We start from the raw sequence: 13,433 nt of genomic DNA, 5'->3' as shown, positions 1-13,433 counted from the left end.
TTATGAAATACGACTCAGTAAGCATCGTCAAATTCGTTGGAGCAACATTACTTGTTGTCGCAAGTTCCCTAACTGCGGTCCACGCAGATACATTCCCGAATAAACCGATTCGCTTGGTTGTTCCATTTGCACCAGGCGGCAGTACGGACATCATTGCGCGAGCCGTTGGTGATGCCTTGGGTCGTCAGCTGGGTCAACCTGTAATTGTCGAGAATAAAGCGGGCGGTGCTGGTTCTATTGGCGCGTTGGAAGTCATGCGCTCGCCGAAAGATGGTTACACCATTGGTATGGCTACCGTTTCCACCACAGCAGCTAATCCAGCGATTAATCCAAAGATTGGCTACGATCCTGTTACGGACTTCATGGCCATCAGCAATATTGCTGCGACACCGAACATCATTGCAGTAAATCCATCATTTCCGGCAAAGGATTTCAAAACTTTTATGCAGGTTTTGAAAGCTAATCCTGGAAAATATTCTTATTCAAGCTCTGGTACTGGTGGTATTGGTCACCTTCAAACCGAACTTTTCAAAAGTTTGACTGGGGTATTTATTGTGCATATTCCTTATCGTGGAGCTGGTCCCGCATTGGCTGACACAGTGGGCGGTCAGGTTTCAATGATCTTTGATAACTTGCCATCGTCTTTGCCATTCATTAAAGACGGTAAGCTAGTACCGATTGTGGTGGCTGCACCTAAGCGCTTGGCTCAATTACCCAATGTACCGACTTTTGCTGAAGTGGGTCTAGCGCCAGTTAATCGGATGGCTTATTACGGTCTATTGGGGCCTGCAGGAATGCCAAAAGATATCGTGGATAAATATACGGCTGCTTTACAAAAAGTAGTGACCGATCCTGCTGTCAAGAAGCGCATTGAAGATACTGGCTCGATTATTAATGTGAATGGTTCTGAAGCATTTGCAAAAGAAATTAAAGCCGAATACTCCGTCTACAAAGAGGTGGTCGCCAAGCAGAAATTGCAGTTAGATTAAATATAAAAATTAGTTTTTGGAGATGAGATGGACTTAGGATTAAAAGGTAAGGTTGCATTGGTGATGGCATCTAGCCGTGGCTTGGGTCAGGCAATGGCTGTGTCATTGGCTAAAGAGGGCGTAAAGGTTGCTGTTACCGGTAGAAATGCTGAAGGCTTAAGTGAGTCTGTAAGGTTGATAGAGGCTGCAGGTGGACAGGCTTTGGCACTCAATTGGGATCTAGCAGATTCTTCCGTGATTGATAGCTTGGTATCTAAAGTTGAGAAAGAGCTTGGCCCCATTGATATTCTGATTAATAACACTGGTGGACCGCCTCCAACCCCGGCTGCTGGTCAAGATCCAGCCCTCTGGCAAAAGAGTTTTAACGATATGGTGTTGTCGCTCATTGCTATTACTGATCGGATATTGCCCGGCATGCGCCAGCGTAAATGGGGCCGCATTATTACCAGCACCACTTCAGGCGCAATTGCCCCCATTAAAAATTTAGCCATTTCCAATACCTTGCGTGCTGCATTGCTGGCATGGTCTAAAACATTGGCTGCAGAAGTGGCTGCCGAAGGTATTACTGTTAACGTCATCATGCCTGGAAGAATTGCAACCGCTCGTCTGCGTCAGTTAGATGAAGCGCGCGCAAAGCGGGAAGGCACCAGCTATGAAGATGTTGTAAAAGCTAGCTTAAGACAAATTCCAATGGGTAGATATGGCGATCCCAAGGAGTATGGCGATGCCGCTGCATTTTTAGCTAGCCAAAATGCCTCATTTATTACTGGTACCGTCATGCGTATTGATGGCGGACAAATTCAGGCAATTTGATTAAATCATTACTTCGTTTCTTGGGTAGTTTGAGACGTGATTTGCGCTCAAGCGAGTTAGCATGGCTATTCGTTGCTTTAACACTTTCAGTAACAGCACTATCTAGCGTCAGTTTTTTAGCGGATCGAATGCAAAGGGCTTTTGCATTCGATGCTCGCCAACTTTTAGCTTCAGACTTGCTGATCGTTTCTGATCAACCTTTACCCAATGTCTTTTTAGATGAGGCAAAGAACAAAGGCTTACAGCTAGCTCAGACGATCGTGTTTCCGAGCATGGCAACTGTGGGCTCACACAGCAAACTCGCTTCACTTAAGGCGGTAAGCCCTCAATATCCCCTGCGTGGTGCTTTGCGCGTCCACTCCAGGTCTCAAGACAAGACATTGACTACTGGACCTCAGGAAGGATCAGTGTGGGTTGACCCCGCTATGTTGGCGAGCTTACATGCAAACGAAGGTGACTCCATTCAGATTGGTCAAAAAGTCTTTGTGATTGGTGGAGTTCTGGAGCGCGAACTCGATCGTGGGGCAGGGTTTATGAACTTTGCACCCCGAGTAATGATGCCCATGTCTGATCTTGCTGATACTGGACTGATTGGTCTTGGTAGCAGAGTAACCTACCGTTTGTTATTGGCTGGTTCTGATGAGCAAATTCATTTTTACGGCGAATGGGCAAGTCAATATATTGAATCCGAGGGTATTAAGGGTATTCGCATTGAAACATTAGAGAACGCACAACCCTTGATGCGCAAAACACTTGAGCGCGCAGATCGCTTTCTCTCCTTGATTGCTTTATTAACTGCAATGGTAGCTGCGGTTGCTATTGCTTTATCGGCTCATCGTTACACGCGCAAACAGGCAAATACCTGCGCCGTTCTGAAATGTCTTGGAGCCAGTTCGTCCATGATCCTCAGGCGACAAGGGCAGACTCTTTTAGCGCTTGGCTTCATTGCCGCATTGATGGGCTCTATTTTGGGTTACCTTGGTCAATATGTATTAACTCTTCTCTTGGGTAATTTAGTCTTAACAGAATTGCCCCCCGTCTCTTTTTGGCCAGTCCTTTGGAGTGTGCTGGTGGCCTGGTTCTTATTAGCTGGTTTCGCTGGCCCGGCAATGTTTAGTTTGGTAAAGGTATCTCCAATCAGATTGATTAGAAAAGAATTTGATGGCCTCGGTATCTCCACTATCTGGACTGCTGTATGTGGATTATCTGCGGCAGTGATATTGATCATGCTTGCGGCACGCGATTGGAAACTAGCGTTATGGACAAGTCTTAGTTTTGGGCTTGCTATCCTGATTTTTGCCTCTGTATCTTGGGGCATATTGAAGCTGCTTTGCAGGATACGCACTCAAGGTTTTTCTCTGGGGTTTGTCATTCTTGCTCAAGGTCGAAGAACAGGTCTTGCAGTGGTGCAAATTACAGCGCTCGGTATCGCATTGATGGCGCTCTTATTGGTGCTGCTCTTGCGAGCTGATTTCTTAAGCGCCTGGCAAGGCAATATACCGAGTGATGCGCCCAACCGCTTCATGATTAATGTTCAAGGCGATCAAAAGCGGGGGCTTGCAGAGTCTCTTCAGAATGCAGGCGTTTCAACTCCGCAGTTTTATCCAATGGTGCGCGGCCGCTTGATTGAAGTGAATGGCAAAGACATCACGCCTAACGACTACGCAGAAGAAAATGCAAAGCGTTTAATCGATCGAGAGTTCAATTTATCGTATACAGATCAATTGCCATCAGGTAATCAAATCCTAGCGGGTAAGTGGATTGTGGGCGATGCGCCGCAAATCTCTATGGAAACTGGCATCGCCAAAACCTTGAAACTGAAATTGGGCGATCAGATAACCTTTGAGGTTGCCGGAGAAAAAATTGCTGCCCCAATTACTTCCTTGCGAAAGCTTGACTGGGGATCGATGCGCGTGAACTTTTTCGTGATCATGCCGCCTGCTCAGTTGCAATCATTACCACAATCTTGGATTACCTCTTATTACCAATCACCTAAACAAGAATCTTTGGATTTTGATCTAAGCCAGGCCTATCCTAATTTAACTATTGTGGATGTTTCAGCTTCGCTGCAGCAAATACAGGAAGTATTGAATAAGCTTTCCTCAGTATTGGGTTTGCTATTGGCATTTACGATTGCAGCGGCGTTCTTGGTTTTAATGTCAGCGATCGCTGCTACTCAAGATGAGCGTTATAAAAATGCGGCCTTATTAAAAGCTTTAGGGGCTTCTCGAAATACCTTATCTAAGATTGCGAATATTGAATTAGTCATGATTGGCTTGATAGCAGGGCTCCTGGCGGGCCTAGCCTCTGGTGCCGCAGCTTGGGCTTTAGGCTATTTCGTGATGGAGATTCCATTTAATGCCTTTGGAGAGGCCTTATTCATGGGTGTCGCATTTGGAACTAGCGCTTGCCTTGCTTCCGGATACCGCTTTCAGAGAAGAATTCAGAAGGCGACTGCAGTGGAATGTCTACGAGAAGCCTGAGTTAGAAAATCAAGACGCAGTTCTTAATTCAAGGTAACGAGGTTTTTTGGGAGCTCAACCAATCGTGTGCCAGCCAAACGGTCTGGAACGCTTTGTCTATAAAGAAAACTTTGGCGATCTAAATAGATGCTGAGTGGCCAAATTAACAAAGCTACAGTGAATAACATTTCAATAATTTGCCATTTCTCCAAATGAAATACCCATTGCAGTATCACGCAAGGAATAAGCCAGAGCGAACCATAGACATAACGCCAAAAGGCTTGTCGTTTAGTGAGATTGAAACCGCCGCGTCCAACAAGGCGAACCCGCCATGTTTGCATGGCGAGGGTTTGACCAGATTTAGTCCAGTACCAAACAAAATAAATCCCCAGCACAGCGTAGAGATATAAAAATGTCAGCCAGCTGGGTAATGAGATACCAAATAACATCCCTAAGCTAAGATTAGGGACTAGAAAAGTAAAGGCAATGACACCAAGCAATACGAGCTGTTCATAGAGACAGCAAGACGCTCGTCGCCAAAATTGAGGTGAGGGTAATGCATCTAATTCAGCAGGTGTCATGCGACCGCTTAATAAGGAGAGCCGGCTTCTGCATTGGATCCAGCACCTTCTGCTGGCGCGGGTGCGCTCGGAGCAATGACGGCGGCGGGGAGAGCGGCCTTAGGTGAAATAGGATGTTGCTGTAGTGTTGGGGCATTAGCAGCAGTGGGCTTTTTCTTGAGTTCAGATTCAGCCAACTTCTTCTTTTGCTCATCACTCAGCTTTTGGTAGGCATACCATGCCTCCGCTTTTTTCTCTGCAGGAAATTTTAGGCTGGTGAGGTAGTTTTCGCGGGCAATGCGACGATCCTTCTGCGAAAGATTTGACCAGCTTGTCATGCGAGACTGAAGTCGCTCTTGATCTTGTGCGCTCATCTTAGGGTAGATGTTAGCTACCTGAATCCATTTTTTGCGACTATCAGGCAGCATGTAATCCCAGTCGCTTTCTAGCGGTGCAAGAATTTTCTGTTGTGCTGGCTTTAAACCATCCCAAGTACCATCTGGTTTCTTCTCGGGAATGGCCGTAGCCTTTCCATGTTGAGCGCTAGGCGCACCTTGTGCTAGTGCTGGACTTGCCTGGGCAGCGCAGAAAAATGCCAATAGGGCAGTGCCACAAACTTGACCTGTTCTAGTTCTCATAGACATCAAACGAGTCAAGATTATTTGCTGCGTACTAAGTCGGATTGGCTATCAGATTCGGAGAGAGGGCCGTTTTTGAGGAAGGCCATAAATCCAATGTCTGCATATGCATCAGGAGGCACATCATCAGACAAAAGAGCGGCATCCACTTCGGCGATGTCATTAATACGAGAATCATCTTGCCATTGGGCAATGCCAATCAGGCCAAAGACGAGGACTACTAGCGGAGCAATCCAACCAACACTATCCCAGAGGCTATTAAATCCAGAGGTCCAATTACGCGATGAACCAGCAAATACTTGCTTCTGAATGCGTACTTTTTCAGGTTTTCTAACTGAAAGGGCCTTCATACGTGCTGCATATAGGCGATCTTTCAGATGCTTGGGAATGCTCTGAGTACCTTGACGAAGCAGGGCAGCGCTTGCCTGGCCAAATTGGTCGACTTGGGTCTGGGTAAATTGGTCATCAAAGTGTTTCACAGCGTAATTCCTTTTAATTTCAATGCTTTAGCTAATGTCTGGGTGGCTCTAGAACAGTGCGTTTTGACGCTTCCTTCACTACAACTCATTGCTTTGGCCGTCTCAGTAATGCTTAGCTCATCCCAATAACGCATCAGGAAGGCTTCTCGTTGACGTACAGGCAATTTAGATATTTCTGACTCAAGGGCCTGTAAAAGCTGACTTCTTTCAAGCTTTTGAGCCCCATCTTGGTGAATTTCACTGTCATCAGGGGCTGAAAGGGACTCCAAAGGGTCAAAATCATCGCTTTCATCGGTCTTTTTGCCCATATTGGAAAACAAGGTGACCCAGGTATTTCTAACCTTTTGCCTTCTAAACCAATCATGAATGCGATTTTGCAGAATTCTGGTGAATACCAGGGGAAGTTCTCCAGATGGTCGATCGCCGTATTTCTCGGCTAATTTGATCATGGCATCTTGCACGATATCCATCGCAGCATCGTCGTCACGCACGGCATAAACCGCTTGCTTAAAAGAGCGCTGCTCAACACTACTGAGAAAGTCGGATAGTTCTTGGGCTGATGCCATGCAATGGATTAGACCTGAATCTGTAAGAATTGAGTCATTTTAGGGGATTGCTATAGAATATAGGGCTTACTACCTAGAATCTCATTCAAGAAGTGGTTTTTTCCGGTAGCAGCGCCGTTCGAACTCAGGCCAAAAGCAAGGGATAGAACAGACCAAACAATTTTTTGCCGAAAATTGCAAAGGACGAAAGAAAATGAATACAAGCAGCGCCGAATTTTTAGCTACTAAAGCTAACAAAGACACAACAAATACAAATCTCGTAGAAGCGCCTCCAGAAATGATTGGTGCTGAAATGCTCGTGCATGCATTGCACAAAGAAGGTGTTGAATTTGTCTGGGGTTACCCAGGCGGATCCGTTCTCTTCATCTACGATGAAATTTTTAAACAAGATAAGTTTGAACACATTTTGGTGCGCCATGAACAAGCAGCAGTTCATGCTGCCGATGGTTATGCGCGCGCAACCGGTAAGGTTGGTGTAGCATTAGTTACCTCTGGCCCTGGTGTTACCAATGCGGTGACCGGTATCGCAACTGCCTATACCGACTCCATCCCAATGGTGATCATCAGCGGTAACGTACCAACATACGCTATTGGTGAAGACGCTTTCCAAGAGGCTGATACCGTTGGTATTACTCGCCCAGTAGTGAAGCACAACTTCCTCGTGAAAGATGTTAAAGATCTTCCTTTGGTTTTGAAGAAGGCTTTCCATATTGCACAGACAGGTCGCCCTGGTCCTGTATTAATTGATATTCCTAAGGACGTATCTGCAGCCAAAGGGCCATTTGTTTATCCAGAGACCTTGGAAATGCGCTCTTACAACCCTGTTGTTAAGGGGCATAGCGGTCAGATTCGTAAAGCTGTAGCCTTACTGCAAGAGGCGGAGCGTCCATACATCTATACCGGTGGTGGCGTAATCCTTTCTGATGCTGCTCCAGAGCTAAAAGAATTTGCTGACTTACTCGGTTATCCAGTTACCAATACCTTGATGGGCTTGGGCGGATTCCCTGGCACGAGTCCTCAGTTCCTGGGTATGCTCGGCATGCACGGTACTTATGAAGCCAATATGGCGATGCAACACAGTGATGTGTTGATTGCCATTGGCGCACGCTTTGATGACCGCGTGATTGGTAATACGCAGCACTTTGCAAGTCATCCACGTAAGATCATTCACATTGATATTGATCCTTCTGTTATCTCGAAGCGTGTAAAGGTGGATGTTCCAATCGTTGGCAATCTCAAAGAAGTATTGGTGGAGATGACTGCCCAATTAAAAGCTGCTGGTCCACGTAAGAATGGCGACAAAGTTGCCGCTTGGTGGGATCAAATTAATGAGTGGCGTAAAAAAGATTGCTTGAAGTACGACGAAGCCTCTCAAATTGTCAAGCCACAGTATGTGGTTCAAAAGTTGTGGGAGCTCACTGGTGGTGATGCATTCATCACATCTGACGTAGGCCAACATCAAATGTGGGCTGCTCAGTTCTACAAGTTTGATCAACCGCGTCGTTGGATTAACTCAGGTGGCTTGGGTACCATGGGCGTAGGTTTGCCTTATGCCATGGGCATTAAGAAAGCTTTTCCTGATAAGGATGTATTTGCCATTACAGGCGAAGGCTCAATCCAGATGTGTATTCAAGAGCTATCCACTTGCAAGCAATACAACACTCCTGTGAAGATTGTGTCTTTGAATAACCGTTATCTAGGTATGGTTCGCCAGTGGCAAGAGCTTACCTATAACAAACGTTATTCCAGCTCATACATGGATTCTTTGCCTGACTTTGTGAAGTTGGCAGAAGCCTATGGTCACGTTGGTATGCGTATTGAGAAGAAGTCTGATGTTGAGGGTGCGCTCAAAGAAGCAATTCGCCTAAAAGATCGTACGGTATTTATGGATTTCCAAACAGACCCAGAAGAAAACGTTTGGCCTATGGTTCAAGCAGGTAAGGGTATTACTGAAATGCTTTTGGGTAGTGAGGATCTTTAATGCGACATATTATTTCTGTACTCATTGAGAACGAGCCGGGCGCCTTATCGCGTGTAGTAGGTTTATTTTCTGCACGTGGTTACAACATTGACACTTTAAGCGTTGCACCTACTGAGGATCCATCTTTATCTCGCATGACTATCGTCACATTTGGTTCTGATGACGTCATTGAGCAAATTACTAAGCACTTAAACCGTTTGGTTGAAGTGGTGAAGGTATTTGACTTAAGCGAAGGTCCACATATTGAGCGTGAGCTCATGATGATTAAAGTGCGTGCTGTTGGTAAAGAGCGCGAAGAGCTCAAACGTACTACCGATATCTTCCGCGGTCGCATCATTGATGTGACTGACAAGAGTTACACCATTGAGTTAACTGGTGATGGTGCCAAGTTGGATGCCTTTATTGATTCGATTGATCGTGCTTCGATTCTCGAAACCGTCCGTTCAGGTGGTTCGGGAATTGGTCGCGGCGAACGCATCCTCAAGGTTTAATTTTTTTAACTGATTACTGCATTAATTACATTTTCAATACAAGGAAAGAGCATGAAAGTTTTTTACGATAAAGACGCTGATTTGTCCCTCATCAAGGGCAAGAAAGTCACCATCATTGGTTATGGTTCACAAGGTCACGCACACGCATTGAATCTGAAGGATTCAGGCTGTAACGTTACTGTTGGTTTGCGTAAAGATGGCGCTTCCTGGAGCAAAGCAGCAAATGCTGGTTTGACAGTAAAAGAAGTTGGTGAAGCGGTTAAAGATGCAGACGTAGTAATGATGCTCTTGCCTGATGAACAAATTGCTGATGTTTATAGCAAGGAAGTTCACGGTAACATCAAACAGGGCGCTGCATTAGCTTTTGCTCATGGCTTTAACGTTCACTACGGTCAAGTTCAGCCACGCGCTGACTTAGACGTGATCATGATTGCTCCTAAGGCACCTGGACACACTGTTCGTGGCACATACGCTCAAGGTGGTGGCGTCCCTCATTTAATCGCTGTTTATCAAGATAAATCTGGTTCAGCTCGTGATGTTGCTTTGTCATATGCAACAGCTAACGGCGGCGGCCGTGCCGGCATTATCGAAACGAATTTCCGTGAAGAAACTGAAACTGACTTGTTCGGTGAGCAGGCTGTTCTTTGTGGCGGTGCGGTTGAATTGATCAAAGCTGGTTTTGAGACTTTGGTTGAAGCTGGTTATGCTCCTGAAATGGCTTACTTCGAGTGCTTGCATGAGCTCAAGTTGATTGTTGACTTGATCTATGAAGGTGGTATTGCCAATATGAACTATTCCATCTCTAACAACGCTGAGTACGGTGAGTATGTTACTGGCCCACGTGTTGTGACTGAAGACACTAAGAATGCAATGCGTCAGTGCTTGAAAGATATTCAGACTGGTGAGTACGCTAAGAGCTTTATCTTGGAAAACAAAGCGGGTGCGCCTACTTTGATTTCTCGTCGTCGTTTGAATGCTGAACATGACATCGAAGTTGTTGGTGCTAAATTGCGCGCTATGATGCCTTGGATTGCTAAGAACAAGTTAGTTGACCAGACTAAGAACTAAGCTAAAAGCTAAGCATCTACTAATAGCAGTTCAATAAAAGGCTCAGAACAAAGATGATGTATCCACACCCCATTATTGCGAAAGAAGGTTGGCCGTACTTAGCGTTAGTGGGGGCAGTGACTTTGCTGGTTCACTATTTAGGTGGCATAGCTTGGTCATGGCCTCTTTGGATCATTTTTTTCTTTGTTCTGCAGTTCTTTCGGGACCCGCAGCGTATTCCTGCTTTAGGTCGCGACCTTGTTTTATCTCCAGCGGATGGCCGGATTGTTGTCGTTGAAAAAACCAATGATCCGTATGCTGGCCGTGAAGCGCTCAAAATCAGCGTATTCATGAACGTATTCAACGTGCACTCTAATCGTAGCGCGGTAAATGGCTTGGTTAAGGAGATTCAATACTTCCCAGGTAAATTTGTGAATGCAGATTTGGATAAGGCATCTACCGAGAACGAGCGAAATGCCGTTGTTATCGATGCTAATGGCCAAGTAGTCACTTTGGTCCAGGTTGCTGGTTTAATTGCGCGCCGTATTCTTTGCTACATTCATGTTGGCGATCGCCTCAAGGCAGGTGAGCGCTATGGATTTATTCGTTTTGGATCACGTGTTGATGTGTATTTACCCCTAACTGCTGAACCATTAGTCAGCGTTGGTGATAAAGTATTTGCTACAAATACAGCCTTGGCTCGTTTGCCTGGTTTGGATTGATTCGAAATATTATTCACTGGGATATTCATTGACTACATTTCGCCGTCGTGGTCGTATTGACCGAAGCCGTCTCTCTCAAAGACGTGTTACTTCTTCAGAAGATCAATGGGCTGAAGACTTAGGTGATGGTATTGATTACGAAGTAGAGGAGTTACATCCTCAAAAGCCCCGCTTACGCAGCAAGGGTATCTACCTTCTTCCAAATGCCTTTACAACCGCAGCTTTGTTTTGCGGCTTCTATGCCATTGTGAACGCAATGAACCACCAGTTTGAGATTGCGGCAATCGCTATCTTTGCTTCAATGGTATTGGATGGCATGGATGGCCGTGTGGCCCGTATGACCAACACTCAAAGCGCTTTTGGTGAGCAGTATGATTCTCTCGCTGACATGGTCTCCTTTGGGGTTGCGCCTGCATTGGTCGCTTATGAGTGGGCTTTAAAAGATTTAGGTAAGTGGGGGTGGTTAGCGGCATTCACATATTGTGCTGGCGCTGCCTTGCGTTTAGCGCGATTTAATGTGAATACTGGCGTAGTGGATAAGAAGTTTTTTCAAGGCCTGCCAAGTCCCGCTGCAGGTGCACTAATGGCTGGCTTTATTTGGTTGGCTGATGACAATAAGATTCCAGTTCGAGATACTGCAATTCCTTGGATTACCTTCTTTATAGCTGTTTATGCAGGACTTACCATGGTTTCAAATGCCCGTTTTTATAGTGGTAAGGCCTTGGATATTCGTTACCGCGTGCCATTTGGCGTGATGGTTTTAATGATCTTGACCTTTGTTTTGATTTCCTCAAATCCGCCTTTAACGCTGTTTGGTTTATTCGTGGTGTACTCCATCTCTGGCTATGTAATTTGGGCTTGGGAGCGTCTCAGCGGTAAACGTTTTAGCTAATTCCCTATTTTTGGGGTATATTATTTCCATGTTGATGAATTTCTCACCTTTAACCGGCCTCCTTCTGCTAGCGCTAAGCCTAAAGCTTGGGGCGGGTAAGGCCTGAGTTAATGAGATAAAGCAGATTCATTAACCACCACATACCAGCCCCAGCTAATTGCTGGGGTTTTTGTTTTATGAGATTGAGTTATCTGAAGAAGTTCAGAGGTATTTAAAACCGGAGAGTAGTGATGAGCGACAAAGTAATCATATTTGATACCACCTTGCGTGATGGTGAGCAATCACCGGGTGCATCCATGACTAAAGACGAAAAAGTACGCATTGCGCGTCAGTTAGAGCGTCTTAAAGTAGATGTGATCGAGGCAGGCTTCGCTGCTAGCTCGGAGGGTGACTTCCAGGCAATATCTGCGGTTGCAGTTGCCGTAAAGGACTCTATTGTTTGTTCGTTGGCTAGGGCTAACGACAAAGACATCACACGAGCTGCTGATGCATTACAAGCAGCAAACGCAAAACGAATTCATGCGTTTTTGGCAACAAGTCCATTGCATATGGCCGTGAAATTACGCATGTCTCCAGAAGAAGTTTTGGAGCAAGCTAAACGCTCCATTCGTTTTGCGCGTAACTTAGCGTCAGACATTGAGTTTTCTGCTGAAGATGGTTACCGCTCAGAAATGGATTTCTTGTGCAGAGTGGTTGAGGCGGTTATTAACGAAGGTGCATCTACTATCAACATTCCAGACACTGTCGGTTATGCAACCCCTGAGTTGTATGGTGAATTCATTAAAACCTTGCGAACCCGCGTACCTAACTCTGATAAGGCCGTTTGGTCAGTGCATTGTCATAACGACTTGGGAATGGCGGTTGCCAATTCCTTGGCGGGTGTAAAGATTGGTGGAGCACGTCAAATTGAGTGCACGATTAACGGCTTAGGCGAGCGTGCAGGTAATACTGCTTTAGAGGAAATTGTGATGGCTTTGCGCACTCGTAAGGACTACTTTGATATGGTGTGCGGAATTGATGCAACGCAAATTGTTCCAGCATCTAAATTGGTATCTCAAATCACCGGCTTTGTGGTCCAGCCTAACAAGGCGGTTGTTGGTGCCAATGCCTTTGCACATACTTCAGGCATTCATCAAGACGGTATTTTGAAGAACCGCGACACCTATGAAATCATGCGCGCAGAAGATGTGGGTTGGTCTGCTAATAAGATTGTTTTGGGTAAGTTATCTGGCCGAAATGCCTTTAAGCAGCGCTTGCAAGAATTGGGAATAGCTGTTGAAGCTGAGGCTGATTTGAATGAAGCCTTCGCCAGATTTAAAGCATTGGCTGACCAAAAGTCTGAGATATTTGATGAAGATATCATTGCCATTATGTCTGATTCTGCTGCTGCAGAAGAGGGTGAGCACTATAGATTTATTTCCTTAAGTCAGCATTCTGAGACTGGTGAGCGACCTAAATCTCGTGTGACATTTCGCATGGGGGATAAAGAGATTAGCTCTGAAGCAGAAGGTAATGGTCCAGTAGATGCGAGTTTGAATGCAATTGAAGAAATTGCAAAGAGTGGGGCAGAGCAGTTGCTCTATTCAGTCAATGCCATTACTTCGGGTACGCAGTCCCAGGGTGAGGTTACTGTGCGCTTGGCAAAAGGGGGTCGCATTGTGAATGGTGTAGGTACCGATCCAGACATCATTGCCGCTTCTGCAAAGGCTTATTTATCTGCTTTGAATAAATTGCATGATCCGAGCCAGGCTAAGCTCAATGCACAGATGACTCCTTAATCGTTGAGTCATCTG

General features: G+C 45.7%; 13 protein-coding genes. 9 read left to right on the top strand and 4 right to left on the bottom strand.

Annotated features, from left to right (window positions below):
• Nucleotides 1–2: 2 nt before the first annotated feature.
• Genes ICE89_RS02445 through ICE89_RS02435 form a run of 3 tightly spaced genes read left to right on the top strand, consistent with a single transcriptional unit; the run spans nt 3 to nt 4,285 of the window.
• Nucleotides 3–989, top strand: coding sequence for a tripartite tricarboxylate transporter substrate binding protein BugE (locus ICE89_RS02445; protein WP_216264701.1), 987 nt, complete (start codon nt 3–5; stop codon nt 987–989).
• 27 nt (nt 990–1,016) lie between these two features.
• Entirely contained in the window at nt 1,017–1,802 is a 786-nt protein-coding gene (locus ICE89_RS02440) for an SDR family oxidoreductase (protein ID WP_216264700.1), read from the top strand.
• Entirely contained in the window at nt 1,799–4,285 is a 2,487-nt protein-coding gene (locus ICE89_RS02435) for an ABC transporter permease (protein ID WP_216264699.1), read from the top strand. The genes ICE89_RS02440 and ICE89_RS02435 overlap by 4 nt, the downstream gene beginning before the upstream one ends.
• A 23-nt stretch (nt 4,286–4,308) precedes the next feature.
• Here the strand turns inward: ICE89_RS02435 and ICE89_RS02430 are convergent, their stop codons facing one another.
• Genes ICE89_RS02430 through ICE89_RS02415 form a run of 4 tightly spaced genes read right to left on the bottom strand, consistent with a single transcriptional unit; the run spans nt 4,309 to nt 6,507 of the window.
• Nucleotides 4,309–4,845, bottom strand: coding sequence for an RDD family protein (locus ICE89_RS02430; RefSeq protein ID WP_216264698.1), 537 nt, complete (start codon nt 4,843–4,845; stop codon nt 4,309–4,311).
• Between the two features lie 8 nt (nt 4,846–4,853).
• Complete coding sequence (locus tag ICE89_RS02425) at nt 4,854–5,468, bottom strand: DUF3106 domain-containing protein (protein WP_216264697.1); 615 nt, start codon at nt 5,466–5,468, stop codon at nt 4,854–4,856.
• A 14-nt stretch (nt 5,469–5,482) separates the two neighbouring features.
• Nucleotides 5,483–5,941, bottom strand: coding sequence for a DUF3619 family protein (locus ICE89_RS02420; protein ID WP_216264696.1), 459 nt, complete (start codon nt 5,939–5,941; stop codon nt 5,483–5,485).
• Entirely contained in the window at nt 5,938–6,507 is a 570-nt protein-coding gene (locus tag ICE89_RS02415; protein ID WP_216264695.1) for an RNA polymerase sigma factor, read from the bottom strand. Before ICE89_RS02415 ends, ICE89_RS02420 begins: the two co-directional genes overlap by 4 nt.
• Nucleotides 6,508–6,700: 193 nt before the next feature.
• Between ICE89_RS02415 and ICE89_RS02410 the strand changes: the two genes are divergently transcribed.
• The 6 genes from ICE89_RS02410 to ICE89_RS02385 all read left to right on the top strand — a co-directional run bounded on the left by ICE89_RS02410 (nt 6,701) and on the right by ICE89_RS02385 (nt 13,418).
• Entirely contained in the window at nt 6,701–8,488 is a 1,788-nt protein-coding gene (locus tag ICE89_RS02410; protein ID WP_072582500.1) for an acetolactate synthase 3 catalytic subunit, read from the top strand.
• Nucleotides 8,488–8,979 (top strand): acetolactate synthase small subunit, encoded by a 492-nt coding sequence (ilvN, locus tag ICE89_RS02405; protein ID WP_011902903.1) that lies wholly within the window; start codon nt 8,488–8,490, stop codon nt 8,977–8,979. The genes ICE89_RS02410 and ilvN overlap by 1 nt, the downstream gene beginning before the upstream one ends.
• A gap of 51 nt (nt 8,980–9,030) precedes the next feature.
• The gene (gene ilvC, locus ICE89_RS02400) at nt 9,031–10,047 is read left to right on the top strand and encodes a ketol-acid reductoisomerase (RefSeq protein WP_046329933.1); all 1,017 of its coding nucleotides are present in this window, start codon (nt 9,031–9,033) and stop codon (nt 10,045–10,047) included.
• 53 nt (nt 10,048–10,100) lie between these two features.
• On the top strand, nt 10,101–10,748 hold the full coding sequence (locus ICE89_RS02395) for a phosphatidylserine decarboxylase (protein WP_216264694.1): 648 nt from the start codon (nt 10,101–10,103) through the stop codon (nt 10,746–10,748).
• A gap of 28 nt (nt 10,749–10,776) precedes the next feature.
• Nucleotides 10,777–11,640, top strand: coding sequence for a CDP-diacylglycerol--serine O-phosphatidyltransferase (pssA, locus tag ICE89_RS02390; protein WP_216263837.1), 864 nt, complete (start codon nt 10,777–10,779; stop codon nt 11,638–11,640).
• 230 nt (nt 11,641–11,870) lie between these two features.
• Entirely contained in the window at nt 11,871–13,418 is a 1,548-nt protein-coding gene (locus ICE89_RS02385) for a 2-isopropylmalate synthase (RefSeq protein WP_216264693.1), read from the top strand.
• The last annotated feature ends 15 nt before the right edge of the window (nt 13,419–13,433 follow it).

This window comes from Polynucleobacter sp. AP-Kaivos-20-H2 (assembly GCF_018882215.1).
Classification (GTDB): Bacteria; Pseudomonadota; Gammaproteobacteria; order Burkholderiales; family Burkholderiaceae; genus Polynucleobacter.
Note: the sequence above shows the minus strand (reverse complement) of the source record. Positions and strands in the feature narration are given on the sequence as shown.

Excerpts from the sequence above, each read along its gene's own strand:
- ICE89_RS02445 (WP_216264701.1), top strand. The coding sequence starts at position 3 with ATGAAATACGACTCAGTAAGCATCGTCAAATTCGTTGGAGCAACATTA.
- ICE89_RS02440 (WP_216264700.1), top strand. The coding sequence starts at position 1,017 with ATGGACTTAGGATTAAAAGGTAAGGTTGCATTGGTGATGGCATCTAGC.
- ICE89_RS02430 (WP_216264698.1), bottom strand. The coding sequence starts at position 4,845 with ATGACACCTGCTGAATTAGATGCATTACCCTCACCTCAATTTTGGCGA.
- ICE89_RS02425 (WP_216264697.1), bottom strand. The coding sequence starts at position 5,468 with ATGTCTATGAGAACTAGAACAGGTCAAGTTTGTGGCACTGCCCTATTG.
- ICE89_RS02415 (WP_216264695.1), bottom strand. The coding sequence starts at position 6,507 with ATGGCATCAGCCCAAGAACTATCCGACTTTCTCAGTAGTGTTGAGCAG.
- ICE89_RS02410 (WP_072582500.1), top strand. The coding sequence starts at position 6,701 with ATGAATACAAGCAGCGCCGAATTTTTAGCTACTAAAGCTAACAAAGAC.
- ilvN (WP_011902903.1), top strand. The coding sequence starts at position 8,488 with ATGCGACATATTATTTCTGTACTCATTGAGAACGAGCCGGGCGCCTTA.
- ilvC (WP_046329933.1), top strand. The coding sequence starts at position 9,031 with ATGAAAGTTTTTTACGATAAAGACGCTGATTTGTCCCTCATCAAGGGC.
- ICE89_RS02395 (WP_216264694.1), top strand. The coding sequence starts at position 10,101 with ATGATGTATCCACACCCCATTATTGCGAAAGAAGGTTGGCCGTACTTA.
- ICE89_RS02385 (WP_216264693.1), top strand. The coding sequence starts at position 11,871 with ATGAGCGACAAAGTAATCATATTTGATACCACCTTGCGTGATGGTGAG.